Genomic DNA, 26,093 nt, shown 5'->3' with positions numbered 1-26,093 from the left:
GAGACTCGCTTTCGCATCAATGAAATAGTATAGACCTCTTGCACATGTGCAAGCGGCAGAAAGCCTTATTTAATCGAGGACAGCTTCCTTATGTTAGGGCATATAAACAAATACTCAGCTAATGATCAATGGTATGGCGACGATTCCTCACCTCAAACACTCTCTTTTTTGATAGGTTTGTATCATTTTATTAGCTTGTGCCCACATATATGCACAAAAAACACAATAAGGACAAGGTTCAGGCAGAATTTTCTGATAATATTGACAGGGGACGGACCTTCTTTTGGTTTTTTTGAAGGAAATAGATCAGCTACCCACCAAATGTGCAGTGATTATTCGACAAGAGTTGTTTCAAATCCCACCTTTTCTACTATTTCCCGAGAAATGAGTCGATGAAGATTGGAAAATGTCTGAATTGTGATGTTTTCCTTCCCCCCCACTACCATCCATTTATCTTCAAGGGAACGCCCAGTGTCTTGATCCTCACTGTGCATGTTTGTCAGCCCTCTCTTGCCCTATGTGGATAAATCCCCACACATCCATCTCTTAAGCTTTGTCACTACCCTCTGGGGCGTTTTAAAGGATGCTCAAGTGGTTAAGGGAAACCAACTGGTTCGAGTGGAATGACGATTACCGCCGCTGATTAATAAATTAGAGAGGTGAAACGCCAACGTAAACAAAGAAAAAGACTGAACCGTTATGGAGACGGTCAGTCTTCTATTTATATGATTATTCTTCGTCTTTTACGTCATTGCTTTCTTGTTTCGGCTTTTTCTCAGCTTGATCTTGCTTGTTTTCTGCAGCGTCTTTTTCTTCTGTTGCTTTGTCCTCAGTAGCTTTGTTTTCGCTAGCTTGGTCTTCTACGGCATTTTCTTCTGCAGCTTCCGCATTCGGCTGATCACCTGAAACTTTCTTATCTTCTAGCTGTGCTTCTTGTAGAGTGGCTAGAGACTTGTTGAAGTATTCCAGTGGATTCACGGCAACATTGGCTTTACGGATTTCAAAGTGTACGTGAACACCAGCTTCTTCATTGAATAAGCTCTTTCCAGCTTTCGCAATGGCTTGTCCTTGATCGACTACATCTCCAACCGCAACTTCAAAGTCTTTCACTGATTGATAACGACTCACAATTCCTTTGCTGTGCTCGATTTCAATCGTGTTACCAAGTAGAGAATCTTCTTGAACCTTCGTGACTGTACCACTCATGGCAGCCAGTACATCGAATTCTTTGCCATCTTTCGAGATGTCCACTCCTTGGTTCGGGTAGTACATGTTTCCATAAACGACTAGGGCTGCTTCCTGCTCTTCTGCTGAAGCTTCAGTATCGTAGAATTGTTTTTCGATGACTGTATCTTCTGGACTTGAAACAGGCATTACAAAGTTTTCCAATGACCGATTGACTTCTTCTGCAGGCTGATTGAACTCATTGTCAGTAGGAACTCCATCATAGCTGTAATCCTTGGCTTTTTCGTTTACATCATTTCCTGCTTGGTACCACAGAATCCCCGTGATAATGATTGCTGCACTTGCTAAATAGATTGCTGGGTATGCCCAACGTCTTTTCAAAAAGCTTTGAGAAGGGTGTTTCTTTTCTTCCTCTCTCATTTTCATCACCTCTGCAATCATTCTGAACAGAATTCAGAAAATATATACACATTCGAAAAAAATTTTTTAATTCTTATCTTTCGACAAAGGGATGAGGATTATGTATGGTTTTTAAAATTCGTGTGAATTTTTCGTTATAAGTGCCATTAAATTGCCAATTTAACCCCAACTAACCCCGCTCCCCCATGATACAATAGTAAAAACAGAAAGGACGAGGACCATATGAAAAAGTTGCTTACATATGTGCTGACAGCCGCACCTTTTGCCTATATGATTCTGATCTGGATCATGTCGAGTAATCCGGATGATGCCATTATTCGGTTTCCTGATAATCAGGTGGATCGCTTTGTGAAGGAATCTCTCCACTTAGTCGAATTTGGTATTTTATATGGATTATTTGTTGTAGCACTATTAGCACATGGAAGGCTTCAGTTTACACTGAACTTCACCGTTGCGTTGATTGCGATTTTTTATGGGTTTACTGATGAGATTCATCAATCCTTCGTTCCGTATCGGTCATCGACGCTGATTGATGCCGCCAAGGATTTAATCGGAGTCACGGTGCTGTTTTGGATCGTGAACCGCACTTACTTTAAAAGACCGGATTATGGAATGACGAAGAAGATGAAGACATTTGAAGCCTATTTAAAAAAGGATTGAGTCTGGTCGCCTTGACCATTATGACTCAATCCTTTTCCCATTATCTTTGCGCCGTGACCTTCTGGAGGAGTTTACTGGATTCTGTGATTTTCACATCTTTATAGTAGTGGGTGACGATTTCTTGATAATCCTTACCTGCCTGAGCCATTCCGTTTGCTCCGTATTGACTCATTCCAACTCCATGACCAAATCCTTTGGTGGAGATGACGATGTGATTGTCTTTTACATACCAGGTGAAATCTGATGATCTCAGATCCAGTTTTTCTCTGATCTCTCGTCCTGAGAATCCTTTTCCATTGATTTCAACGCTTGCCACCCTCTTACCTTCCGTTCTGGATGTGATCGTTCCAACGGATCCATCCTTTGGCAGGTTAACGCCAAGCTTTTGTTCGAATTCTTTGATCGGGATGACCTTTTGATCTTCAAATTTAGGTGATTTTGAGTCCCAAGGGCTTTCAACACTTCGCAAATAGGGATATTCATTCGGCCAGTAGGCTTCAGAGTTTTCAGTATACCCATTACTCGTTGAGAAGAAGGCCGCTGTAATCGGCTTATCATCATACGTAAGAACCTTTCCCATGGTCTCTAGGACCGCTTCTGAGATCTTCTTGATCTTCCAGTCATAGTCAGCGCCCCACAGGCTCGCAAGTTCTTTTTGGTTTTTATAGACCTGATGAGAAATGGTGTCCGTCACATCAGCCCCCTTTGGCACAGTGGTGTCCTCTTGAAGAAGCTGATTCACAATATACGTCCTCGCCGCAAGGGCTTGTGCTTTCAGTGCTTCCTTTTCAAAATCTGCAGGCATTTCACCAGCCACTACTCCTACTACATACTGCTCCAAGGGAAGTTTCTCAATCAGATCCTGGTTGGAGCGATAGACTGCCACCTCCACTGAGTTTGCCAATTCTTCAACGGATGGCGGGTTCTTCAGTTTTTCGTCTAAATTTGCCGTTTCCTTATCTGATGAAAAGGGGAGCACCAGCAGAGTAGGGACAATAAATATGATGGTAATAAAGATTGAGAAGACGATCAGTACTGGTTTCAAATGCTTCATGTTCGCGGCCTCCAATGAAAGATTAAATAGGAGAATGTCCTAGAACACTTCTCCACTCTCTTTCATATGTATGGTAGTGGACAAGTATTTATGAGTGTGTTTTGTGAGAGATTTTTGATGGGATGGTTCTCATGAAAATATTTATGCGCTTCAGGAGGATTGCGTTGACGGATCGTTGTTTTTAAAAAGGATGTTTTCGTAATCTTTGTTGCTCTTTATGGAGTGTGTGGTGGATGATTTCCGCTCCAGGTGCTCGCTTTCCGCGGGGCGTGAGTTGAGCCTCCTCGGACTTCGCCCTGTGGGGTCTCAACTTCCCCGCAATTCCCGCAGGAGTCGAGCACCTTCCGCTTCAATCAACAAAGCATGTGTTTCTAAAAGGATATAAAAGAATAGAAAACAGTATTGTTCAAGTTTAACTTAAATAGTAATGAAAGCGCCTTGACATTTACCATGTTTGAAAGAACAATCTTTACGAAAAAAGCCATTTGAAAATAAAAGCTGAGAATTGAAAACAAATAGGCGGAAATTGAAAATAAAATTAGATTTTTGAAAAGAAGGTGGTCCGATTTGAAAATAAACACGTTTTCTCCTTGGTGATCCCCTTCTATAGAGTCCTTCCACTGGCCACTTTATAAAAGGGATCGACCATATCGAAGAGGAATCCTGTCGTATCCGGTTAAATCAAGCTGAAATAAGCAACAAAAAAGGCAAGCTCTTCTATAAAAGAAAAGCTCACCTTTAAAATCACTTATGCATCTTTAATCATATCTTGTTCAGAAACAGCTGTTTCTTCCACTTCTTTCACACGCTCGATGTCGGCGCCAAGGCCTGCAAGCTTCTGATGGAAGTTGACATATCCACGATCTAAATGCTTCAGTTCTGTCACTCGAGTGTATCCGTCTGCTACTAGACCAGCGATCGAAAGAGCTGCCGCTGCACGTAAATCGGTTGCAGCTACTTCTGCTCCTTGAAGAGGTGTTGGTCCATTCATGATCACAGAACGGCCTTCGATTTTAATGTCTGCGCCCATACGACGGAATTCTTCAGCATGCATGAAACGATTTTCGAAAACTGTTTCGGTGATGACACTAGTGCCATCAGCTGCTAAAAGTAATGCCATCATTTGAGATTGCATGTCTGTTGGGAAACCAGGATGTGGCATTGTTTTGATATCGACAGATTTCAGTTTCTCCGGTCCAATGACACGAAGTCCTTCTTCTTCATCGATGATCGTTACGCCCATTTCTTCCATCTTCGCAACTAAAGAAGATAAGTGTTCTGGAATCGCTCCTTTTACAAGGACATTACCTTGAGTAATCGCAGCAGCAACCATGAACGTTCCCGCTTCGATACGGTCTGGAATGATGCTATGCTCGACACCGTATAAACGATCTACACCTTCGATACGGATCGTTCCAGTACCTGCACCTACAACGCTTCCTCCCATTTTGTTTAGGAAGTTCGCTAAGTCGACGATTTCTGGCTCTTTTGCAACGTTTTCTAAGATAGTCGTTCCTTCAGCAAGAACAGCTGCCATCATGATGTTTTCTGTCGCTCCTACGCTTGGGAAGTCCAGATAAACTTTGGCACCTTTTAGTCTTCCGTCTACTTCTGCTTCGATAAACCCGTTTCCTACCTTCACTTTTGCTCCCATTGCTTCGAAGCCTTTTAAGTGTTGGTCTATCGGTCTTGATCCTATCGCACAACCACCAGGAAGAGCGACACGCGCTTTACCTGTACGGCCAAGTAATGATCCCATTACAAGAACGGATGCACGCATTTTACGTACATATTCGAACGGTGCTTCTACAAACAACTCTCTTGATGCATCCACGATCACTTCACCATTGTTAAACGCAACATCTGTATTTAAATGACGTAATACTTCATTAATCGTATATACATCGGAGAGTGGTGGTACATTTGTTATGACACTTTTTCCTTCACTTGCTAATAATGTAGCAGCGATGACTGGTAAAACGGCATTCTTTGCTCCTTCAACTTGCACTGTACCGCTTAAACGCTGACCGCCGCGGACGATAATTTTTTCCAAGAGTATTCCCCTCCGCGTCCAATTTCTCTATATTAATATTCAATAATTAGGATGGGTGTGCCAATGACAAAGGTTGTCTTAGCGCCCATTCCGCTTTTCCTTAGACCTAGTTGTATATTCATATCATCATTTTTTGTTGGTATAGTCCGTGACATTTGTTCCGAGTAAGCTGAAATGGAATAAAAGTCTTCTTCTTTAAGTGACTCCAGTTCATTTGCATCTAATTTCGACATTAAATCGACAGCCTGATTCGACAAAACTTCATCAAGCTTATCATTGAATTCGCCTTTTATACAAGAGAAAATCATAGGTTTAGAAGTAAAAATGATTTCCATATTTGGGATGAATTCAGACTTGACATACTGCATCGTCTGAGTACCCAACGCTTTCTGATTTCCGCGCATTTCATACATAATGTACGAAACGGACTGCTTGTTTGTGGGGGTATGCTGTAGCTTAATGGTTTCTTCCCCGTGAGACGTCTGACGTTGTCCCACAACCATTACCTTGTCAGCTGACTTTTCGGTCACCCACTCAAAATCAGAAAATGTTTCTTGCATAGTAGTACTATATTTGGCAAATCCTTTATTCGTGAAGCTTTTTTTATTTTCTCTTGCATATAGAGACCATTCAGTTATCTGACCTTGAGAATGAACAATGGCTTGGTCGAGCTTTTCAATGTCCAATAAGTGATTGGCTTCGATAGTGTTGTTCCCATAAATAACAGGAAGAAAACCTATTCCAACGAAAAACATTAAAATAATGTAAAAATACCGACCCATTTCTCATTCCTCCCCTTAAATCTAAGTCTTTCCGAATAAGGGAAGAACATACTTGAAAATTGTCGTCATCTTTTTACAAATACTGAGTTGAAATGGCTGTCATGTAAAGCGGTTTCACATTGAAACTTTTTCACAAAGGAACTTAACACAAAATCAATCTTACTTAAAACATGCCCTATTGAAAACATGCAGGAAGACCTATTTTTGTCAAAATCTCTACTTACTCGAAGAAAACGGGTAATGCTTGAGACCATAGGTAGTAATCCAGTAAAAACCGGCTGACGGCAGATCCGATCGCAACCGTTAGTAGGATGTACAATAGTCTCCCTTGGGCGACTCGATTTTTCTTCAGGAGCTTGTCTAACTGAATGGCTTGCAAAGACCAAAACGTGATCCCGAATACAAACAGATGCACAAGCATGCTGATAAGGGCCTGTTGACCAAAGCTTTCTACCACTCTTCTCACTCCCCATAATCGTTTTCACACACAAAGACTATTTTACCACATAATTCTGTAACTACATATGTATTTCACAAATTTTTTAGGGTGGGGTTCGTTGTGAGATTTTAGCGGGTTTCGCCATTCTTTCATTAGTAAAATGATAGGGTTTGAGACATGTCTTCTTCTGCTTCTCTTTAGGAGTAGGAAGCTGATCTGTAAACTCATATCTCGTTTGAGGTCCGTCCCTCGAAAATACTTAAAATCTCTTTTGTTTCATTTGATGAATGTGATGAATACGGGATTTTCCAGGGATTCTGCTTTCTGACGGGGAGGTCCGTCCCTCAAATAAAACCACCCTTACTGGGGTAAAGGGTGGTTTTGGGTTTTGGGGGGTGTGTGGGGGTTATTTTTTTGGTTTTGGTTTTGGTTTTGGTTTTGGCTTTGGTTTGGGTTTAGGCTTTCGCTTTTTGTCTTTTATGCATTGGTAATAGTATGCTTGGCATTTACAGTCCGCTTTTTGGCCACCTCTGCCATTTCCCTTGCTCTTGAGGTCAGTATTTCGTTGGTCTTTGTTGTACCCTCTGCATTTTTGCTTTCCTTTGCCTTGTCCTTTTTTCGTGTTCACGTCTTCACCCTCCTTTATTCTTTCCTATAGTTTACGTTTACGGACCGTTTGGCGTATGGGTTGTACGACTAAATCCGCGCCCTTTTTTGTCGGCTACTCACGTGCATCTTCCGGTCTCTTCTTTCTCCATTTCACCTTGGACGTATTGCCTATGCGTTTTCCACCCATTTTGGCATCGATCGGCATCTCGTCCACTAAAAAGGGCCATAGTAACAGTACGTCATCACGGCATGGCACATATACATAAAGTGAAAATGCTTATATATCATAGGAGGGAATATGAATGAATAAAGAGTTAATGACTTCATTAGTCGGAAAAGTCTTGAAGGTGAATCGTGGGGGTCCGGAATCACGCATGGGAAAACTATTGTATGGAGGAGACGATCACTTTGCCCTTTTAACAGAGAAAGATGGTGTGGTTTACTATAATTCAGCTCATGTAAAGAGCATTTCTCAAAACAGTAAATCAGGAATGCCGGATAACGCGTCAGAAGAAGTTCTTGAATTCATGAAAGAAGATACGCTTGGGGCTTTACTAACCAGCTTGCAATATCAATGGGTGAAGATTAACCGCGGAGGTCCGGAAAAGCTAGAGGGAGTGCTGGACAATTCAAATGAAGATTACATCACACTGGTATTGAACGAAGAAGTCATCCGCCTCGCAACGTTCCATGTAAAAAGCATCAGCTACGTTGCAAATGAAAAGAAAGAAGGTTCTTCAGACCAGAAAGAAGATTCTAAGAAAGAAGACAATTCCAAGCAAAAAGAAGAGTCCAAAAAAGAATCTACTTCAAACGAAAAAACGAAGGAACAATCGTCTAAAAAATCTTCTACAAAAAAAGCAAATAAAAAACAGCCATCCTCGTTATATTTGGATGAAATAGAAGGGGCACAATCCGGTTCTGAAAGTAACTAAGCCTCCCTTTTATTCAGAAGCAGGAGTAATCTCAGCCTCCTCCATGAGGGTCATACCCCACAGGTAGAAGGTGCTGAGATTATTCTTATATGGAGTGGATAACGATTTGAAAAGGTTTATTCCCAAAAGGTGGACAAACAACCACCCCATTTTAACAGGCAGTTAATGGGGCGTAGGAGCTAGTTGAGGCCGTCATGACCGTTGAATCCATCGTTCCATCAAGAGCGATTGAATGGTAATAAACCGGAAAGGAGCAAAAAATGAAAAAAGTATATTCCACATTCATTGGTGAAGCAGTCGTGATTGAAATGACCGGAAAGAAAACCATCAATGGGTTTTTGGTCGATGTGGGCAGCGAGGTGATGGTTGTTTATAATGGAGATGACTATATATACCTTTCGAGTGCCCATATTAAAAATTTGTCGATTGTAACAAAAGAAGCGATTGGGATAAATGAACCTACGGGGAGTCCTCAACTCGAGCAGGAAGATCATTTATCATTGCGTAAGATCCTCACTTCCTCCAAGGGCCTCTTTCTTGAAATTTACACGGTGGGCAATCAAGCAATCCACGGATATATTACAGGGATCATGAATAACTACTTCTCCTTTTATTCCCCTGTCTACAAAACGATGTATATCTCTATGCAGCACTTAAAATGGCTCATCCCTTATTCCTCGAATCTCTCTCCTTATCGGCTAAACAAAGAGAATCTCCCTGTCAACCCTTCAAGCTCTCTTACACTTGCCAGAAGCTTTGAAGTTCAACTCGAGAAGATGGTCAATCATCTCGTCGTATTAAACCTTGGGATCGAGGAGGAATTAATCGGTAAAATCGCACAAGTGGAAGATAACATCATGCAAATGATTACAGCTAAAGGGGAGTCCATCTATTTGAATACGCAGCATATTCAAACTGTACATTTGCCCTAAACGAAAAGAAACCACCTTTCGAAATGGAAAGGTGGTTTCTTTTTTATTAGAAATTACGTTCGGAAACGTTAATTCTGTTCATGGCACGCTTCAGAGCGAGTTCAGCACGACGGAAGTCTACGTTATCCTGTTGTGCCTGCATGCGGTCTTCTGCACGGCCTTTTGCTTCTTTCGCGCGTTGTACATCGATAGCTTCTGCTGATTCAGCAGACTGTGCTAGAATTGTCACTTGTTCAGGACGTACTTCTAAGAAGCCGCCACTGACAGCTACAAGCTCAGTGTTGCCACCTTTTTTCAGGCGAACCACACCGATCTGTAGTGGAGCAACCATCGGAATGTGTCCAGGTAAGATTCCAAGCTCACCGCTTTGAGCCTTTGTGCTCACCATTTCCACTTCTGAATCGTACACTGGGCCATCGGGAGTGACAATATTGACTTTTAATGTCTTCATTTTCTTCCCTCCTGGTCCCTAATTATACCTCTACGCCCATTCCTTTAGCTGCAGCCAATACGTCCTCGATCGGACCTACTAGACGGAATGCATCTTCTGGAATGTGGTCGTATTTACCGGCAAGAATATCAACGAAGCCTTTAACTGTGTCCTTCACTTCAACGTAAGAACCTTTTTGGCCAGTGAACTGTTCTGCAACGTGGAAGTTTTGAGATAAGAAGAATTGTACACGACGTGCGCGGTGTACCGTTAACTTATCATCATCAGAAAGCTCATCCATACCAAGGATTGCGATGATATCTTGAAGTTCTTTATAGCGCTGTAGCGTTTGTTGAACGTTACGAGCAACATTGTAGTGTTCTTCTCCAACGATCTCTGGAGAAAGAGCACGGGAAGTTGATGCTAATGGATCAACAGCAGGATAGATACCCATCTCAGAAAGTTTACGCTCAAGGTTTGTTGTTGCATCAAGGTGAGCGAATGTCGTTGCAGGAGCTGGATCCGTGTAGTCATCGGCAGGTACATAGATCGCTTGGATCGATGTTACAGAACCTACGTTTGTTGACGTGATACGCTCTTGTAATTGACCCATCTCTGTCGCAAGTGTTGGTTGGTAACCAACGGCAGATGGCATACGGCCTAGTAGGGCAGAAACCTCTGAACCTGCTTGCGTGAAACGGAAAATGTTATCGATGAACAGAAGTACGTCTTGACCTTGCTCATCACGGAAGTGTTCAGCCATTGTAAGACCAGTCAGGGCAACACGCATACGTGCACCAGGCGGCTCATTCATTTGTCCGAATACCATCGCTGTTTTCTTAATAACACCAGAATCGCTCATCTCGTGGTAAAGGTCATTCCCTTCACGAGTACGCTCTCCAACACCGGCGAATACAGAGATACCTCCGTGCTCTTGAGCGATGTTGTTGATAAGCTCCTGGATTAATACGGTTTTACCAACACCGGCACCACCGAATAGACCGATCTTACCACCTTTAATGTATGGTGCAAGTAAGTCTACTACTTTGATACCTGTTTCAAGAATCTCAACTTCTGTAGAAAGCTGATCGAATGTAGGTGCTTGTCTGTGAATTGGATCACGACGGATACCTGCTTCTAGAGGCTCGTCTAAATCGATTGATTCACCAAGAACGTTGAATACACGACCTAAAGTTACATCCCCTACTGGTACAGAGATTGGTGATCCTGTATCAAGTACGTCAGCTCCACGTTGCAAACCATCTGTTGAAGCCATCGCAATTGTACGTACAGAATCATCACCTAGGTGAAGGGCAACCTCTAATGTAAGTTCAGCTCTATCTGCAATTTGGACCTTTAAAGAGTTGTAGATATCAGGAAGTTGGCCGCTGGCGAACTTGACATCAACAACTGGACCCATTACTTGAAGAACGTGTCCTTTGTTCATCTCTTTCCCTCCTAACTAGCTTTTAACAAAAACTTTATAAAGTATAAACGGTCTAAATACCGTTTTCGTTCTATTCTAGTGCCGCTGCACCGCCGACGATCTCAGTGATTTCCTGAGTGATGGCTGCTTGACGCGCACGGTTGAATTTCAGTGTAAGGTCACTAATGATTTCCTTCGCATTATCTGTTGCATTTCTCATCGCTGTCATACGAGCGGCATGCTCACTTGCTTTACCGTCGAGTAACGCACCGAAAATCAGGCTTTCCGCGTATTGAGGAAGCAACACCTCAAGGATCTCCTCTGCAGAAGGCTCGAATTCATACGAAGCAAGCTTCCCAGATGGAGTCAGGTCCGTTAGCGGTAATACTTTTTTCTCTGTAACATCCTGTTGGATCGCACTTACATAGTGGTTGTAGAACATATACAGTTCATCGTATGCCTCTGCTGAGAACATACCCACCGCTTTGTTTGCGATATCTTTAACGTCTGCAAAATTAGGTTGATCCGGAAGACCAACGACCGATTCCAGGACATTAAAGCCTTTTTTACGGAAGAAATCAGCACCGACACGGCCTAGAGCAATAATGGCAAATTCATCATTCGAGCTGTGATGCTCTTTAATTCGATTGCTAACAGCACGGATTACGCTACTGTTATATGCCCCCGCCAAACCGCGATCTGATGTAATAACCAAATACCCGGTTCTTTTAACGGGGCGGGAGACTAGCATCGGATTCCTCACACCTTGACTACCCGCTGCAACGGAAGTCACTACTTCTGAGATCTTGTTCATGTAAGGAACGAATGACTTAGCATTCGTCTCTGCACGATTCAATTTCGAAGCAGATACCATTTCCATTGCTTTGGTGATTTGACTTGTCTTTTTGGTAGAAGTAATACGAGTTTGTATATCGCGTAACGATGCCACTGGTTCTCACCACCCTTTACATATTGTCAGACATAGGAGCCTGGCTAAGAAAGCTCAAGCTCATCTATGGTTAGTTACCGTCAGACGGCAACTATTGGCCCTTATTCAGACTTGATAAACGTCTTCTTGAATTCATTGATCGCAGACGACATTGCATCGTCCTCAGGAAGACCTTTAGTCGTACGAATATGGTCTAACAGTTCAGTATGGTTGTGATCTAACCAGCTTAGGAATTCAGTTTCGAAACGACGAATGTCTACTACTGGAATATCATCTAAATGACCTTTTGTTAGTGAATAGAAGACCATTACTTGTTTTTCAACTTTAAGTGGTTTGTTAAGATCCTGCTTCAGTACTTCTACTGTACGCGCTCCACGATTTAGTTTCGCTTGTGTCGCTTTATCAAGATCTGATCCGAACTGAGCGAATGCTTCAAGCTCACGGTAAGCAGCTAAGTCGAGACGTAGCGTACCGGAAACCTTCTTCATTGCTTTAATTTGTGCGGATCCACCAACACGTGATACGGAAAGACCTGCATTGATCGCCGGACGAACACCGGAGAAGAATAGGTCAGATTGTAAGAAAATCTGTCCGTCTGTGATGGAGATAACGTTTGTTGGAATATAAGCGGAGATATCTCCTGCTTGTGTTTCAACGAATGGTAATGCTGTGATGGAACCTCCACCTTTTGCATCACTCAATTTCGCAGCACGCTCAAGTAAACGAGAGTGCAAGTAGAATACGTCACCAGGGAATGCTTCACGGCCTGGAGGACGACGTAATAATAATGAAAGTTCACGGTAAGCAGAAGCCTGCTTAGAAAGATCATCATACACAACAAGAACGTGCTTGCCGCTATGCATGAATTCTTCACCCATTGTGATACCACAGTAAGGTGCTAAGAATAGCATTGGCGCTGGTGAAGCAGCTGATGCCGTTACAACGATTGTGTAATCAAGGGCACCGTGCTTACGCAATGTTTCTACCGCGTTACGTACAGTTGATTCTTTTTGACCGATGGCAACATAGATACATACCATATCCTGGTCTTTTTGGTTAAGAATAGCATCGATCGCAACAGATGTTTTACCTGTTTGACGGTCTCCGATGATTAATTCACGTTGACCACGACCGATTGGAACTAGTGCATCAATCGCTTTGATCCCTGTTTGAAGTGGCTCGTGTACGGACTTACGATCCATAACACCAGGTGCTCCACTTTCAATCGGGCGCGTTTTTGTTGTTGCGATTGGACCTAACCCATCAACAGGTTGTCCAAGTGAGTTTACTACACGACCTACTAGTTCTTGTCCTACTGGTACTTCCATGATACGTCCAGTACGACGAACCTCATCGCCTTCACGAATGTCAGTATATGGTCCGAGAATGATAATACCAACGTTGTTTTCTTCTAAGTTCTGTGCCATACCCATGACACCGTTAGAAAATTCAACAAGCTCTCCAGCCATGACATTGTCGAGGCCATGAGCACGAGCGATACCGTCACCGATTTGGATAACTGTACCTACGTCGCTTACTTTCATCTCAGACTGATAGTTTTCAATTTGCTTTTTTATCAGCGCGCTGATTTCTTCCGCCTTGATGCTCATGAATTTCACCCCTCATTTATACGAAAGTTAACGAATTAGTTCACGCTCAAGACGAGTCAATTTACCTTGCAGGCTTCCATCATAAATGCGGGTTCCGATTTGAACCTTGATGCCGCCCAGTAAATGTTCGTCTGTCACATTGGTAATTCTTAATGATTGTTTTCCGACTTTTTTAGCAAAAGAAGATGATAATGCTGTTTGCTCATCTTCGGTTAAAGGACGTACAGAGTACACGGTTGCATCTGCAATTCCACGTGCTTCGTTTGTAAGTTCAATAAATGCCTCTACTAATCCTGTGATTTCACCCGTACGGTGACGGTCCGTCATCAGCATCAATGTATTTAAGACATATGGAGAAGCGGATGAAAAAGCTTCCTGAATCAATGACTTCTTCTTATCTAATGTAAGCTTTGGATTTTCAAAGAGAACACCAAGTTCTTTGTTTTCTAAGAAAACCGTTCTCACTGTACGTAACTCTTCTTCCAAGACTTCAAGCTGATTATGTTCTTGGGCAATTTCGAAGAGAGCTAACGCATAGCGCTTTGCAACTGTAGAGTAGCTCATCGCTCTTCCCCTACCTCTTGAATATAATCATTAATTAACTTCTGCTGATCATCAGCTGAAAGTTCTTTCTCGATGACCTTAGAAGCAATAAGTACTGATAAAGATGCAACCTGTTTCTGAAGTGCAGCAACAGCTTGTTCTTTTTGCGTTTCGATCTCGCGTTTCGCAGATTCTTTCAAACGTTCTGCCTCTTGACGAGCAGTTGCGATAATCTCTTCACGTTGTTCAGAACCTTGTTTCTTAGAGTTTTCAATCATAGATTGCGCTTCAAGGCGAGCTTCTTTTAGAAGTTTCTTTTGCTCTTCTAAAATGTTGTTTGCCTCAGTGCGGCTCTTTTCAGCTGCCGTGATTTCACCAGCAATGTGGTTTTCACGGTCCTTCATGATTCCCATTAATGGACCCCAGGCAAATTTCTTAAGAAGCGCCATAAGGACTAGGAACATAATCAGTTGGAAAACGATATCCCCGGTATTGAGGCTATGTTCAGCTGCTGCCTCACCGATAACGAATGCGTTAGTTAACATACTCGATTCACTCCCTTCAAGAATCGATTGGATCGTATTTTTTATAAATGAACCATCTATACTTACCAAGATTTCTCTTTTTTAGTACATAGGAATGGCGAAGATAATCGTCAAGACGAACTTCGCCACTAAACATGATTGTGCCAGTTCTATTAGCTTCCTAGAGCGATGAATGCAATAACTACACCGATGATTGGAAGTGCTTCAACTAATGCGATACCGATAAACATTGTTGTTTGTAGAGTACCTCTTAATTCCGGTTGACGTGCAATTCCTTCTACCGTACGACCTACGATAAGACCGTTACCAATACCTGCTCCTAGTGCTGCTAAACCAACTGCAATTGCTGCTGCGATAAGACTCATTCTAAAGTTCCTCCTTTAATGTATAAGAAAAATATTTTTTACATATATGTTTGTCCACCGTAATGAACAGGTATATATTAATGGTCATGACTGACTTTGTGAGCCATATAAACCATTGTTAACATACAGAAAATAAATGCTTGGATTGACCCGATAAATACGGAGAACCCTTGCCAAGCAAGCATTGGGGCGATTGCTCCAATAACGCCTCCCGGACCACCATTCACGGCCATTCCTGCGATTAGTGCCAACAGGATTTCACCGGCATAAATGTTACCGTAAAGACGTAGACCCAATGTAAGAGTGTTTGCAAACTCTTCTATGATTTTCAGCGGGAATAACCACCACATAGGCTTGAAATAATCTTTACCGTATTCGCTGAACCCCTTCAATCTGATTCCATAGAAGTGGGATAATACCACAACCATAACCGCCAGGGTCATTGTGATTGCCGGATCGGCTGTTGGTGATTTCCACCATAACTGATGATCATATACAACCGAGAATGGTAACCCCAGCATATTCGATACAAAGATATACATGATAATCGTCAAACCTAAAATGTGAAAACGACCGCCTGTTTTCCAGTCCATGTTACTTTTAATAATCCCTTTGACAAAGTCCATAACCCACTCGAAAAAGTTTTGCATTCCAGTCGGTTTAAGGGCTAAGCGCCGTGTAGACAGGAGGGCTATAATAAACACAATGGCAGATGCTACAGTGATCATCATCACGTTTGCCAGGTTAAACGTTAGGCCCATAAAATCGGCTAAAGGTGCTTCATGATTCAAAATACTTCACCTCTCTTCCCCGCTATTTATTAGTTTTAATGCTGCTGAAAAAATAATCTATCATAATGACAATATAGGTAGTCATTAATCCAATAATAAGACTTAGGAGATGAAATGTTTCTGGAAAACGGGTAGCGATTATAACTCCGAGGGCTGCTGCTGCCATGCGGGAAGTGGTTCCTAGAGATCTCACTTTTTTCCCATCTACCACGGCGTCCCCGAACTTCTGGATCCGCTTTGTCATGCCCCAGTGCATAAAAAGACTTAAACTTGTTCCTAAAATTAACCCTAAGAATACTGATTTGTGGGTGGTGAATCCCCAACCCAGGACGTAAATAGAAAGCACGTACATTATGTATTTCCGCTGTCTATTAAACATTTGATGGAGTTCCGGCATATCTTATTATTCTCCTAAGAAGAAATGTCGTACAGTTCGAAGCATCGCATAGATTCCTGCGGCGAGACCGAGGAGTAATCCGATGATTAAAAAGAGTGGTGCTGAATCAACTTGCTGATCAATCCATCTTCCAAGGAAAATCCCTATTAAGATAGACCCTACAAGCTGTGCCAAAATGGCCGAATAGATGGCCATCGCTTTATATGGGCTTTCATTTTTTTGACCCATTTTAACCCATCCTATTCAAAGGAATTTTGGACACGAAGCAAGCGTTGCAGTCATGATGTAAAACCGATTAAATAAGGGTTTATCCATTGTGAAAACCTTATCATTTTACATCCTTTGTAAGCATACAATAGGGCTTAATCTATGTCAATGCGTTCAAGTTAAAAAGTTCACAACCTATCCACGCGTTTCCAAATTGTTCACATTTTCAACACATTTACAGAAAAGTGTATCCAATTGCCCGCTAATTCCAAGGATATCCGGGTCCTTCAGGCTTGCACACACTCTGAAACGAAACGCCCTGATGAAGTTTTCACGCTCTTTCTTACTATAGTAACAAACTCATAGATTCTTGCCTCACTTGCCCCTCCATTATATAGAATATTCTCTTTATGAGTAACCCTTGAATTTAATGTAAATACTTCCAACTACTCTGAATGGATTTCCTTACTCAACACAAAGGTCCGTCCCTCAACGTTAGAAAGAGGGACGGACCTTTAGCGAACCATTATTCGTTTGGATCGAAGGATTTCGGACGTTCATCCAAGTGACCGAAGTGATAGCGGATCGCTTGTGTGATTCGGTAGGATGCTTGTCCATCTCCGTATGGGTTTGTTGCTTTCGACATGTTACTGTGTGCTTTAGAATCGGTTAGAAGTTCTTTAGCAAGCTTGTAGATGTTTTCTTCTTCGTTACCTGCGAGCTTCAATGTTCCAGCTTCAATCCCTTCAGGTCGCTCGGTTGTGTCTCGAAGGACCAGAACCGGCACTCCCAATGAAGGCGCTTCTTCCTGGACACCGCCTGAGTCTGTCAGAATCAGGTGGGCACGTGAGGCGAAGTTATGGAAGTCGATCACATCAAGCGGCTCGATCAGATGGATTCGCTTGTCATCTCCAAGTACTTCATCCGCTACTTCACGAACAGCAGGATTCAAGTGAACAGGATAGACAACTTGAATATCATCATGCTCTTCCACTAGTCGTTTGATGGCACGGAACATATTACGCATCGGTTGACCAAGATTTTCACGACGGTGAGCCGTTAATAGAACTAAACGGTCGTCACCAAGCTTCTCCAATACTTCATGTTGGTACTCATCTTTAACCGTTGTTTTCAATGCATCAATTGCTGTATTTCCCGTTATGAAAATACCCTCTTCTTTTTTGTTTTCATTCAGAAGATTCTGGGATGATTTTTCAGTTGGTGCAAAGTGAAGATCCGCCATGACACCCGTCAACTGACGATTCATTTCTTCCGGGAACGGTGAATATTTATTCCATGTTCTAAGTCCAGCTTCTACATGACCAACTGAAATCTGGTTATAGAAAGCTGCCAGGCTTGCAACAAATGTTGTCGTGGTATCTCCATGAACAAGGACAACATCCGGCTTGGCTTCTTTCATCACCTTATCAAGGCCTTCCAGTCCACGGGTTGTTACGTCAATTAACGTTTGACGGTCTTTCATAATGTTTAAGTCATAATCAGGCGTGATATCAAATATATTCAACACCTGATCTAGCATTTCTCGGTGCTGAGCTGTTACTGTCACAATCGTTTCAAAGCTTTCTGGATACTTTTTTAATTCCAGTACAAGCGGTGCCATCTTGATGGCTTCCGGTCTTGTTCCGAAAATCGTCATTACCTTGATTGGATTTGTCATTTTTCGCCCTCCCTTTCTTATTTCGTACCGTACAAACGATCTCCCGCGTCCCCTAACCCAGGAACGATGTAGCCTTTTTCATTCAGCTTCTCATCAAGAGCTGCGATAAAGATATCAACATCAGGGTGTGCTTCCTTAATGGCGTCTACGCCTTCAGGACATGCAACCAGGCACATGAACTTGATGCTTACGGCTCCACGCTTCTTCAATGAATTGATCGCTTCAACCGCTGACCCACCAGTTGCAAGCATTGGATCAACCAGGATGAAGTCACGCTCTTCCACATCACTTGGAAGTTTGACGTAATATTCAATCGGTTTAAGAGTCTCCGGGTCACGATATAACCCAACATGTCCCACTTTCGCTGCAGGGATCAATTTAAGGATTCCGTCGACCATTCCAAGCCCAGCTCGTAAGATAGGAACAATCCCTAACTTCTTACCTGCAAGAGTTTTCGACTTTGCATGACTCACTGGCGTTTCCACATCGATATCCTCAACTGGCAGATCGCGGGTGATTTCAAATGCCATCAATGTGGATACTTCATCCACCAACTCACGAAATTCCTTCGTACCTGTTTCTTTATCACGGATAAACGTCAATTTGTGCTGGATTAATGGATGATCAAATACATATACTTTGCCCATTCGACTCTCTCCTTTAAATTCGATTTTATGTAAAAATGGTTTGTCCACTTCATTTACACCTCAGACTATTGTACATAAAAGACAATTTAAGAGCAACACGAGATGAGAAGTGTAATGGAAACGTTAGAATTGAGATGTGTTGCTTAAAAATAAAGGACGTGTAGAGTGGATAAAATTAAAACTAGATTACCCATTGGTTTTCCACCTTTGTATAGCATCTTCAATCATTTTCGTCCGATTTGCATGTTGCTTTGACTGTTGTGAGTTCGTGAAAATGGTTAACTGAGGGTTTTTGCGTCATTTTAGAAATTTATGCGTCGTTTCTGATGGTTTTTGCGTCATTTTTATTTTTTATGCGTCATTTTTTCATTTTTTGCGTCATTCTTCAACGTTTATGCGTCTTTTACCAAAAAATAGAATTCAACAAACACAACATCAACCCTACTCTACCACTATTAAAAAACCCCTCCACCAGAGAGGTCCGTCCCTAGTGAAGAGGTTCTAATCATTTATCTTTCCGGGTATAATTCAAACTTGCTCGTCAGATCAATGACGCGTTTGCCTGCTTCTTCCAGTTTCGCTTCATCTTCATGGTTCTTAAGAGTCAACGCCATGATCGAAGCAATCTCGTCCATATCTTCGAGTCCGAATCCTCTTGATGTAACAGCTGCTGTACCGATACGTACACCACTTGTTACGAATGGACTTTCAGGATCGAATGGAATCGTGTTTTTATTAGCCGTGATGCCTATCTCATCAAGGACTTTCTCAGCCACTTTACCAGTCAACCCTAGTGAACGAGTGTCGATTAGTAATAGGTGGTTATCAGAACCGCCAGATACAAGATCGATTCCTTCCTTCACAAGTCCTTCTCCTAAGCGTTTCGCATTGTCAATAATGTTCTGCGCGTACTCTTTGAAGGAATCCTGCAGGGCTTCACCGAATGACACAGCTTTAGCTGAGATGACGTGCATAAGTGGTCCACCTTGAAGACCAGGGAAAATAGACTTGTCTATCTTCTTCGCAAACTCTTCTTTACATAGAATCATTCCACCACGAGGACCGCGCAATGTTTTGTGAGTTGTTGTTGTCACGAAGTCTGCATATGGAACCGGGTTCTGATGAAGTCCAGCGGCTACAAGACCAGCAATATGAGCCATATCCACCATTAAGTATGCTCCCACTTCGTCTGCGATTTCACGGAATTTCGCGAAATCAATTGCTCTTGGGTAGGCACTTGCCCCTGCTACGATCAGCTTCGGCTTGTGCTCTAATGCTTTTTGTCTAACATCTTCATAATTAATCAGGTGCTTCTCTTCGTCCACACCATATTCTACGAAATTGTATTGAATTCCACTGAAGTTAACGGCACTTCCGTGAGTAAGATGTCCACCATGAGATAAGTTCATTCCAAGAACCGTATCACCTTGTTCTAGGATTGTGAAGTAGACTGCCATATTGGCTTGTGCTCCTGAGTGAGGCTGAACGTTGGCATGTTCCGCTCCAAACAGCTCTTTTGCACGATCGCGAGCGAGATTCTCTGCTACATCCACATGCTCACAGCCACCATAATAGCGACGACCTGGGTACCCCTCTGCATACTTATTTGTCAAAACAGAACCTTGTGCTTCCATTACGGCTTCACTGACAAAGTTTTCAGATGCAATTAACTCGATTTTCGTTCGTTGACGTTCTAATTCATCTTGAATCGCTGCATAAATTTCCGGATCTTGCTTGGCAATCTTACTCATACATATCCCCCTTTAATTCATAGGCCCAAACTACTCTAGGTGCCTCAATGATTCATTCAATCTCATTCTAACACGATTCACCAAAAGGCGAAATAAAAACCTCTAGTCAAAACGTAACGTTCGTGTTTAGAGCTATTTTTGAGGGACGGACCTCGTGTGAAGCCATTCACAAAGAGTCTTCTCTCTCTTCCAACACGTTCCTTTGAGTTGCATCTCCACTAGTATTGTCGAGCAAATAACGCCATGTTCAGATCGTTTATAAACCTTTCCCTAATCGCTCAGTTTTCCCCTCAATGCTTTTAAACATAACCTTAATCCCCTTGTGCCCCTTGATAGTTCGGGATTCACGCCTTGATACGGGAAAAATCTCAAATAAAGGTCCGTCCCTCAAAATGAGAGAAACGGACCTTCGTTATATTCGCTTTTGTTATTCGTATGCAGCTCGTACTCCGCCGATGAGTTTTGGTCTGGTTTTGGCCAGGGTGATGTGGGCTTGGCCGAGGCTTTTTTGGGATACCCGGATTGGGACGGCTACGTGTTTTAAGTGCATGCCGATGAAGGTGTCTCCGATGTCGATGCCTGCATCCCCTTTGATGTGCTCGACCAGGACAGGATCTTGAAAGGAATGATAGGCTTTGGTTGCCATGGCTCCACCTGCTTTTCGCACAGGGATGACCGTGACCTCATCCAGTCCTTTTCTTTCAGCCACTTCTCTTTCTAACACGATGGCACGGTTTAAGTGCTCACAGCATTGAAAGGCAAGGGACACTTCAATAGAATCAGCCCATGCTTGTAACTCACTAAAAATCATGTCAGCCACTTCAATCGTTCCGGCAGTTCCGATCCGCTCCCCCATTACTTCAGAGGTGGAACATCCTACGACAAATACTTGTCCTTTATTAAGCGGTACCTGATGGCTGAAATCACGCAGAATCGTTTGCAGCTCTTCCTTTAATTGAGCGATTTCCATGAAATTCACTCCCTACTGTTTGTCTTCGTATGCGGTGATCTTCCCTACACGATCCGCATGGCGGCCACCTTCAAAATCCGTTCCCAGCCACGTCTTGGCAATTTCACGTGCAAGCCCGGGACCGATTACCCGTTCACCCATGGCGAGCATATTGCTGTCATTGTGTTCACGTGTTGCTTTCGCACTGAATACATCATGGACAAGTGCACAGCGGATTCCCTTAACCTTATTGGCAGATATGCTCATACCGATTCCAGTCCCACAAATAAGAATGCCACGGTCGAAGTCTCCACTTGCCACTTTTTCCGCAACCGGTACAGCATAGTCCGGGTAGTCAACAGACGTGCCACATTCACAACCGAAATCTTCATATTCAAGACCAAGTTCTTCTAATAGTGATTTGATTTCTTCCCTGATATTTACCCCACCGTGATCGGACGCTATTGCAATTTTCATATGATCCCACTCCCTATCGCCTTTAATACGTTTTATTTTGCCACACACTCTTCATTATATAAAGTTTTTCGAATTCTTTTTTTTACGCAGGTGCCCGTTCCGTTTCATAGGACCGGTCATCTCTGTCGAAATAAAAAAACGGGCACAGGATCCAGCTCCCATGCCCGCCTTTTTTATAAATGAAATCGTGTGATCGTGCTCTTCAGTGACTCTGCTTGCTCCTTGAGATTAAGAGCCAGCTTTTCAACATCATTCATGACAACCGCTTGTTCTTTGGTAGATTCAGATACTTCCAATGCTCCTGCAGACGTTTCTTCTGCAATGGCGGCGACTTCCTGGGATTGTTGAGAAGTCAGTTGGATGCTGTCCATTTGCTGATCGACCAGGACGGAAATATTTTGAACGGAATCCGCCACTTCATGGATCGTCTTCGTCATTGTTTCGATCATTTCATTGGTCTGTGTTCCTTTTTTCGCTTCCGAGTTCGCGGACTCCACCTGGGTTGTGATTTGTCCAACCACATTGCCAACCTCGTTCTGAATGTTTTTAATCAGGTCTGAGATCCCTTGAACCGCTTTTCCACTTTCGTCAGCAAGCTTCCGGACTTCTTCTGCCACAACCGCAAACCCTTTACCGTGCTCCCCTGCACGTGCTGCTTCAATGGAAGCATTCAAGGCGAGTAAATTGGTTTGATTCGCAATATCTCCCACCAACTGGATGATCTGCTCTACTTTTTTCGCGTTGTCTTCCAGTCGGCGCACAGCGTCCAGCGAATCTTCATTTCCTTTTGCCAGTCGGCTAATCCCTTCCACTAGGGAATGGATGACTTCTTTACTTCCTTGAAGCTCGGTCACCATATTTTTCGACATGTGTTCGGACGATTTGGAATGATTCTGGACTTCCTGGGCAATTCGAATGACGTCTTCCACCGATTCAGCTGTCGTTTGAATCGCCGTAGCAGAGCTTTCTGCACCGGCTGAAATTTCCCTAATCGTTTTGGAAATTGAGTTTGCTTGTGTTGAAGCGATTTCCGATGATTTCGATAGCTCAATGACATTCGAATTAGTGTGCGTGAAATTCTCGTCGATGGAGGACACCATGTCACGCAAGTTATGTAGCATCCGATTAAAAGCTAAAGCGAGCGAACGGATTTCATCATCCGACTTCGGTACTTCCACTTCAATCGCAATGTCCCCTTCAGCCGCTTTCAATGCAACCTGTTCCAACCTCTGCAGCGGCTTAACGATAAATCCTGCAGCAAAAAATGCAAGTACCGCAGACCAGAAAACACCCATCCCGAGCGTCATAATCGTAAACATAAGCTCGTTCATATCCGGTGCAAAAGTAGGTTTAATAAAATAAATAAAAAGTGCACTTGTGGAATACGTCACCACCGCAAGAAGCGTGATAAAGAAGACCAATTTCTTTCTAAGACCCGACTTGTACCTTTTCTCTTTCCCCATCTTTCTCTCTCCCTGTCTCAACCAAGCTTTTTAATTAACTCCTCAATCAATGAATCCAGCTCTCTGTATGTATGTCTATAGATGTCCACACTTCCCCCATATGGATCCGACACATCCAAATCAGCTGGATCTTCCAAGACAAACTCCTTTAATGTGAAAATCTTGTCCGCCACATGTGGAAACTGATCCACAATCGCCCGCTTATGATTCGATGTCATCGTAAAAATATGGGAAGCCCAGTCTAAGCTCTCTTTCGTTAACGAACTCGATTGGTGTCTATGTATTATATCGTTCTCTTTCAGCACTTCTTTAGTCTGAAATGACGCATCACTACCATCCATAGCAAAAACCCCCGCGGACTTCACCTCAAACCTCTCTGCACCTTTATGCTTCAAAACCGCCTCTGCCATAGGACTTCTGCACGTATTTCCCGTACAAACAAATAAAATATTCATCTCGTCCACCTCCTTAACCCCTATTATAAAATATTTTCCAATCCATCAATAGCCCATACAGAAAAAGAAAAGCGGAGGCGGCTTGGGTAGGCCCGACAAGCATAAGATGAATATGCCGGAAAGGCGCTCTTTGCCTTTTTGGCATATTTAGCTTATGACCTCGAGGGACTAGCCGCCGGAGCTGGACAAAAAGAAAAGCGGAAGGGCTTTGCACAGAGGCGACAAGCATAAGACGAACCAACCGGAAAGGCGTTCTTTGCCTTTTTGGTTGGTTTGACTTATGACCTCGAGCCTCTAAGCCCTGGAGCTGGACAAAAAGAAAAGCGCAGGCGGCTTGCTCAGGCCCGAAAAGCTAAACAAAAAATGCCCACCCCAAGAGGGACGGACCCTACATCTCTATCATTTCCAACCAGCCCTCACCATTCACAGCGGAAGCAAGAGTTTTACCCCAAACGCAAACAGTATACTACCTCCAAGTGCTTCACTATAATTCCCCAGGACTCCTTGGAATTTCCGTCCTATTAATAATCCTGCCCATGTCAAAACGGTCGCCGCGAATCCGAAGCAGAAAAGGGCAACCGCTGTTCTGGCTCCGAATATCCCCAAGGTCAATCCGACAGAAAAACTGTCCAAACTGACACTTAAAGCGAATAGGATCAACCCGAATCCCACCGGGGAAATGAGCGTCGCTTCCTCTTCCTTGAAACTTGCCATAAACATCTGAATCCCTAACACAATCAATAGAAGACCTCCTGCGTATGCTGCAAACGCTCCGAACGTTTCGGATAAAAACTTCCCCGTTATCATCCCAAAGAGTGGCATAAATACATGAAAGACCCCGACAACCAATCCTATATAAACGATTTGCTTTAATCTCAGCTGAAACATACCCATTCCAATCCCAATCGAAAAGGCATCCATCCCAAGAGCAAATGCCATTAACATTAACGTGATCAGTTCCCCAATAATCGTTGTCATTATTATTTCTTCCCCCTCCGGACATGCCTTCAAGACAAACTTATGCACGTCCTGGGAGAATTAGAATGAGAAATACGGATCTTCGGACACAAAAGAACCCTATCGTTTTCTAAAAACAATAGGGTCAGACCGTTATCCTTTTATCACCCGGTATCCTGCCGCTTTCTGAAGTCTGTTCATAATCGCTAACCCGACTCCTTCTTCCGGAAACATTTCGGCAAAAATAATATCAACGTCACTTCTATTAAATGCACGTAGCGTATCGTATAAATGCTGGGCGACCGTTTTCAGGTCCTTCCGCCGGCCAGCAGACAAAATAAGATCCGCTTCAAAGTCATTCATAAATTCTTCTGTTGTCAGCACACCGACCTTAAGTCCTTCTGCTTTTTTTTTATCTACTAATCTTTGCAGGTATTCTCTTGTCCCGTCTACTAAATAGACAGGGGCATCCGGGGCGTAGTGGGTATATTTCATGCCAGGGGATTTCGGTGCTCCCTTGCCTTCTTTTAAAGAAGGATCCACGTTCACTTCCCCGACTACTTCTTCCAGTTGTTCTTTCGTGACGCCGCCAGGTCGCAAAATCACAGGTATCTCACCTGTACAATCTACTACCGTCGACTCCACGCCGACTCCTGTCTCGCCGCCATCGACCACGCCTGCAATCCGGCCATCCAGGTCGTCCAACACATGCTGAGCCGTTGTCGGGCTTGGCTTTCCTGACCGATTCGCACTTGGTGCTGCAATAGGGAGCCCAGATGCCTCAATGATGGAAAGAGCCACGGGATGATCAGGCATCCGGATCGCCACTGTTTGCAATCCCGCCGTTACCTTTTCAGAGAAGACCTTCTCTTTTTTATGAAAAATGATCGTCAGTGGACCTGGCCAGTAGGCATCGATGAGCTTCGTCGCAACAGTTGGAACTTCTGCTACAAGTCCTTCTAACTGACCTTTATTTGATATGTGGACAATCAGTGGATTATCCGATGGTCTACCCTTCGCTTTGAAGATTTTCTCCACAGCTGTATCGGATGTAGCATTTGCACCAAGGCCATAAACGGTCTCAGTCGGGAACGCCACAACCTCGTTCTGTTGAAGAATCTTCGCTGCATCCACAATTTGTGGATAACTTTTGTTTTTATCCACATCTCTTTCCACAATCCAATGTTTCATCATGTATGTCATCCACCTTTATATAGTAAACCTTTATCTGTTTCATTTATGTGGTATAGATACTGAATAAACAAGTATTTTACCATCCTGCTCTTTTGAAAGTATAAAAGAAACCCCATTAATTCTCAAGTATTATCCACAAACAGAGAATAAAACAATACGAACTGTGGATAAACCTGTGGATGGTGTGAAT

The 26,093-nt window shown here is 43.1% G+C and carries 29 protein-coding genes; 3 read left to right on the top strand and 26 right to left on the bottom strand.

The window, feature by feature from the left end:
• Nucleotides 1–332 precede the first annotated feature (332 nt).
• Nucleotides 333–494, bottom strand: coding sequence for a hypothetical protein (locus tag FGG79_RS21910; RefSeq protein ID WP_171050993.1), 162 nt, complete (start codon nt 492–494; stop codon nt 333–335).
• Between the two features lie 235 nt (nt 495–729).
• The gene (spoIIQ, locus tag FGG79_RS18095; protein WP_138780912.1) at nt 730–1,605 is read right to left on the bottom strand and encodes a stage II sporulation protein SpoIIQ; all 876 of its coding nucleotides are present in this window, start codon (nt 1,603–1,605) and stop codon (nt 730–732) included.
• 222 nt (nt 1,606–1,827) lie between these two features.
• Here spoIIQ and FGG79_RS18090 point away from each other — a divergent pair, with 222 nt between their 5' ends.
• Nucleotides 1,828–2,265, top strand: coding sequence for a VanZ family protein (locus tag FGG79_RS18090; protein ID WP_138780910.1), 438 nt, complete (start codon nt 1,828–1,830; stop codon nt 2,263–2,265).
• Between the two features lie 40 nt (nt 2,266–2,305).
• On the opposite strand, the gene spoIID is transcribed toward FGG79_RS18090, so the two are convergent.
• From spoIID to FGG79_RS18065, 5 genes are all read right to left on the bottom strand, one after another.
• Nucleotides 2,306–3,319 carry a stage II sporulation protein D gene (gene spoIID, locus FGG79_RS18085; RefSeq protein ID WP_138780908.1) on the bottom strand — a complete coding sequence of 338 codons (1,014 nt, stop codon included), beginning with the start codon at nt 3,317–3,319 and terminating at the stop codon, nt 2,306–2,308.
• Nucleotides 3,320–4,067: 748 nt separating this feature from the next.
• Entirely contained in the window at nt 4,068–5,372 is a 1,305-nt protein-coding gene (gene murA, locus FGG79_RS18080) for a UDP-N-acetylglucosamine 1-carboxyvinyltransferase (RefSeq protein ID WP_138780906.1), read from the bottom strand.
• Nucleotides 5,373–5,404: 32 nt separating this feature from the next.
• The gene (locus FGG79_RS18075) at nt 5,405–6,154 is read right to left on the bottom strand and encodes a YwmB family TATA-box binding protein (protein WP_138780904.1); all 750 of its coding nucleotides are present in this window, start codon (nt 6,152–6,154) and stop codon (nt 5,405–5,407) included.
• A 220-nt stretch (nt 6,155–6,374) separates the two neighbouring features.
• On the bottom strand, nt 6,375–6,611 hold the full coding sequence (locus FGG79_RS18070) for a DUF1146 family protein (RefSeq protein WP_138780902.1): 237 nt from the start codon (nt 6,609–6,611) through the stop codon (nt 6,375–6,377).
• Between the two features lie 388 nt (nt 6,612–6,999).
• Nucleotides 7,000–7,221, bottom strand: a complete 222-nt coding sequence (locus FGG79_RS18065) for a hypothetical protein (RefSeq protein WP_138780900.1) — start codon at nt 7,219–7,221, stop codon at nt 7,000–7,002.
• Nucleotides 7,222–7,504: 283 nt separating this feature from the next.
• Between FGG79_RS18065 and FGG79_RS22035 the strand changes: the two genes are divergently transcribed.
• Complete coding sequence (locus tag FGG79_RS22035; protein ID WP_205688839.1) at nt 7,505–8,137, top strand: hypothetical protein; 633 nt, start codon at nt 7,505–7,507, stop codon at nt 8,135–8,137.
• Between the two features lie 260 nt (nt 8,138–8,397).
• Nucleotides 8,398–9,069: a DUF2642 domain-containing protein gene (locus FGG79_RS18055; RefSeq protein ID WP_138780898.1), complete on the top strand. Its 672-nt coding sequence runs from the start codon at nt 8,398–8,400 to the stop codon at nt 9,067–9,069.
• Between the two features lie 46 nt (nt 9,070–9,115).
• On the opposite strand, the gene FGG79_RS18050 is transcribed toward FGG79_RS18055, so the two are convergent.
• The 19 genes from FGG79_RS18050 to FGG79_RS17960 all read right to left on the bottom strand — a co-directional run bounded on the left by FGG79_RS18050 (nt 9,116) and on the right by FGG79_RS17960 (nt 25,903).
• Nucleotides 9,116–9,520, bottom strand: coding sequence for a F0F1 ATP synthase subunit epsilon (locus FGG79_RS18050; RefSeq protein ID WP_138780896.1), 405 nt, complete (start codon nt 9,518–9,520; stop codon nt 9,116–9,118).
• A 22-nt stretch (nt 9,521–9,542) separates the two neighbouring features.
• Entirely contained in the window at nt 9,543–10,946 is a 1,404-nt protein-coding gene (atpD, locus tag FGG79_RS18045) for a F0F1 ATP synthase subunit beta (protein WP_138780894.1), read from the bottom strand.
• A 70-nt stretch (nt 10,947–11,016) separates the two neighbouring features.
• Complete coding sequence (locus FGG79_RS18040) at nt 11,017–11,874, bottom strand: F0F1 ATP synthase subunit gamma (RefSeq protein ID WP_138780891.1); 858 nt, start codon at nt 11,872–11,874, stop codon at nt 11,017–11,019.
• A 101-nt stretch (nt 11,875–11,975) separates the two neighbouring features.
• On the bottom strand, nt 11,976–13,484 hold the full coding sequence (atpA, locus tag FGG79_RS18035; RefSeq protein WP_138780889.1) for a F0F1 ATP synthase subunit alpha: 1,509 nt from the start codon (nt 13,482–13,484) through the stop codon (nt 11,976–11,978).
• Between the two features lie 27 nt (nt 13,485–13,511).
• The gene (locus FGG79_RS18030) at nt 13,512–14,048 is read right to left on the bottom strand and encodes a F0F1 ATP synthase subunit delta (protein ID WP_138780887.1); all 537 of its coding nucleotides are present in this window, start codon (nt 14,046–14,048) and stop codon (nt 13,512–13,514) included.
• Nucleotides 14,045–14,572, bottom strand: a complete 528-nt coding sequence (gene atpF / locus FGG79_RS18025; protein ID WP_138780885.1) for a F0F1 ATP synthase subunit B — start codon at nt 14,570–14,572, stop codon at nt 14,045–14,047. The genes FGG79_RS18030 and atpF overlap by 4 nt, the downstream gene beginning before the upstream one ends.
• A gap of 152 nt (nt 14,573–14,724) precedes the next feature.
• Nucleotides 14,725–14,937: a F0F1 ATP synthase subunit C gene (gene atpE, locus FGG79_RS18020; protein WP_032086923.1), complete on the bottom strand. Its 213-nt coding sequence runs from the start codon at nt 14,935–14,937 to the stop codon at nt 14,725–14,727.
• Between the two features lie 77 nt (nt 14,938–15,014).
• Entirely contained in the window at nt 15,015–15,728 is a 714-nt protein-coding gene (gene atpB / locus FGG79_RS18015; protein WP_138780883.1) for a F0F1 ATP synthase subunit A, read from the bottom strand.
• Nucleotides 15,729–15,750: 22 nt separating this feature from the next.
• Nucleotides 15,751–16,125, bottom strand: a complete 375-nt coding sequence (locus FGG79_RS18010) for an ATP synthase subunit I (protein ID WP_138780881.1) — start codon at nt 16,123–16,125, stop codon at nt 15,751–15,753.
• Nucleotides 16,126–16,131: 6 nt separating this feature from the next.
• Nucleotides 16,132–16,353 carry an AtpZ/AtpI family protein gene (locus tag FGG79_RS18005; RefSeq protein ID WP_138780879.1) on the bottom strand — a complete coding sequence of 74 codons (222 nt, stop codon included), beginning with the start codon at nt 16,351–16,353 and terminating at the stop codon, nt 16,132–16,134.
• 505 nt (nt 16,354–16,858) lie between these two features.
• Nucleotides 16,859–18,010, bottom strand: coding sequence for a non-hydrolyzing UDP-N-acetylglucosamine 2-epimerase (wecB, locus tag FGG79_RS18000; RefSeq protein WP_138780877.1), 1,152 nt, complete (start codon nt 18,008–18,010; stop codon nt 16,859–16,861).
• A 17-nt stretch (nt 18,011–18,027) separates the two neighbouring features.
• The gene (gene upp / locus FGG79_RS17995) at nt 18,028–18,657 is read right to left on the bottom strand and encodes a uracil phosphoribosyltransferase (protein WP_138780875.1); all 630 of its coding nucleotides are present in this window, start codon (nt 18,655–18,657) and stop codon (nt 18,028–18,030) included.
• A gap of 509 nt (nt 18,658–19,166) precedes the next feature.
• A complete protein-coding gene (locus tag FGG79_RS17990; RefSeq protein ID WP_138780873.1) occupies nt 19,167–20,408 on the bottom strand; it encodes a serine hydroxymethyltransferase in 1,242 nt (413 codons plus the stop codon).
• A 427-nt stretch (nt 20,409–20,835) separates the two neighbouring features.
• On the bottom strand, nt 20,836–21,378 hold the full coding sequence (locus FGG79_RS17985; RefSeq protein WP_138780871.1) for a TIGR01440 family protein: 543 nt from the start codon (nt 21,376–21,378) through the stop codon (nt 20,836–20,838).
• Between the two features lie 12 nt (nt 21,379–21,390).
• Complete coding sequence (gene rpiB / locus FGG79_RS17980) at nt 21,391–21,834, bottom strand: ribose 5-phosphate isomerase B (protein WP_138780869.1); 444 nt, start codon at nt 21,832–21,834, stop codon at nt 21,391–21,393.
• A 173-nt stretch (nt 21,835–22,007) separates the two neighbouring features.
• Entirely contained in the window at nt 22,008–23,297 is a 1,290-nt protein-coding gene (locus FGG79_RS17975; protein WP_138780867.1) for a methyl-accepting chemotaxis protein, read from the bottom strand.
• Between the two features lie 17 nt (nt 23,298–23,314).
• Nucleotides 23,315–23,752 (bottom strand): low molecular weight protein arginine phosphatase, encoded by a 438-nt coding sequence (locus FGG79_RS17970; RefSeq protein WP_138780865.1) that lies wholly within the window; start codon nt 23,750–23,752, stop codon nt 23,315–23,317.
• Nucleotides 23,753–24,175: 423 nt separating this feature from the next.
• Nucleotides 24,176–24,730 carry a manganese efflux pump MntP gene (locus FGG79_RS17965; RefSeq protein WP_138780863.1) on the bottom strand — a complete coding sequence of 185 codons (555 nt, stop codon included), beginning with the start codon at nt 24,728–24,730 and terminating at the stop codon, nt 24,176–24,178.
• 132 nt (nt 24,731–24,862) lie between these two features.
• Complete coding sequence (locus tag FGG79_RS17960) at nt 24,863–25,903, bottom strand: L-threonylcarbamoyladenylate synthase (protein WP_481747292.1); 1,041 nt, start codon at nt 25,901–25,903, stop codon at nt 24,863–24,865.
• Nucleotides 25,904–26,093: the final 190 nt, after the last annotated feature.

The sequence above is a fragment of the Bacillus sp. BHET2 genome (assembly GCF_005938125.1).
In the GTDB taxonomy this organism is placed as follows: Bacteria; Bacillota; Bacilli; order Bacillales; family Bacillaceae_B; genus Rossellomorea.
The sequence above is the reverse complement of the archived record's forward strand: the minus strand, read 5'-3'. Positions and strand labels throughout refer to the sequence as shown.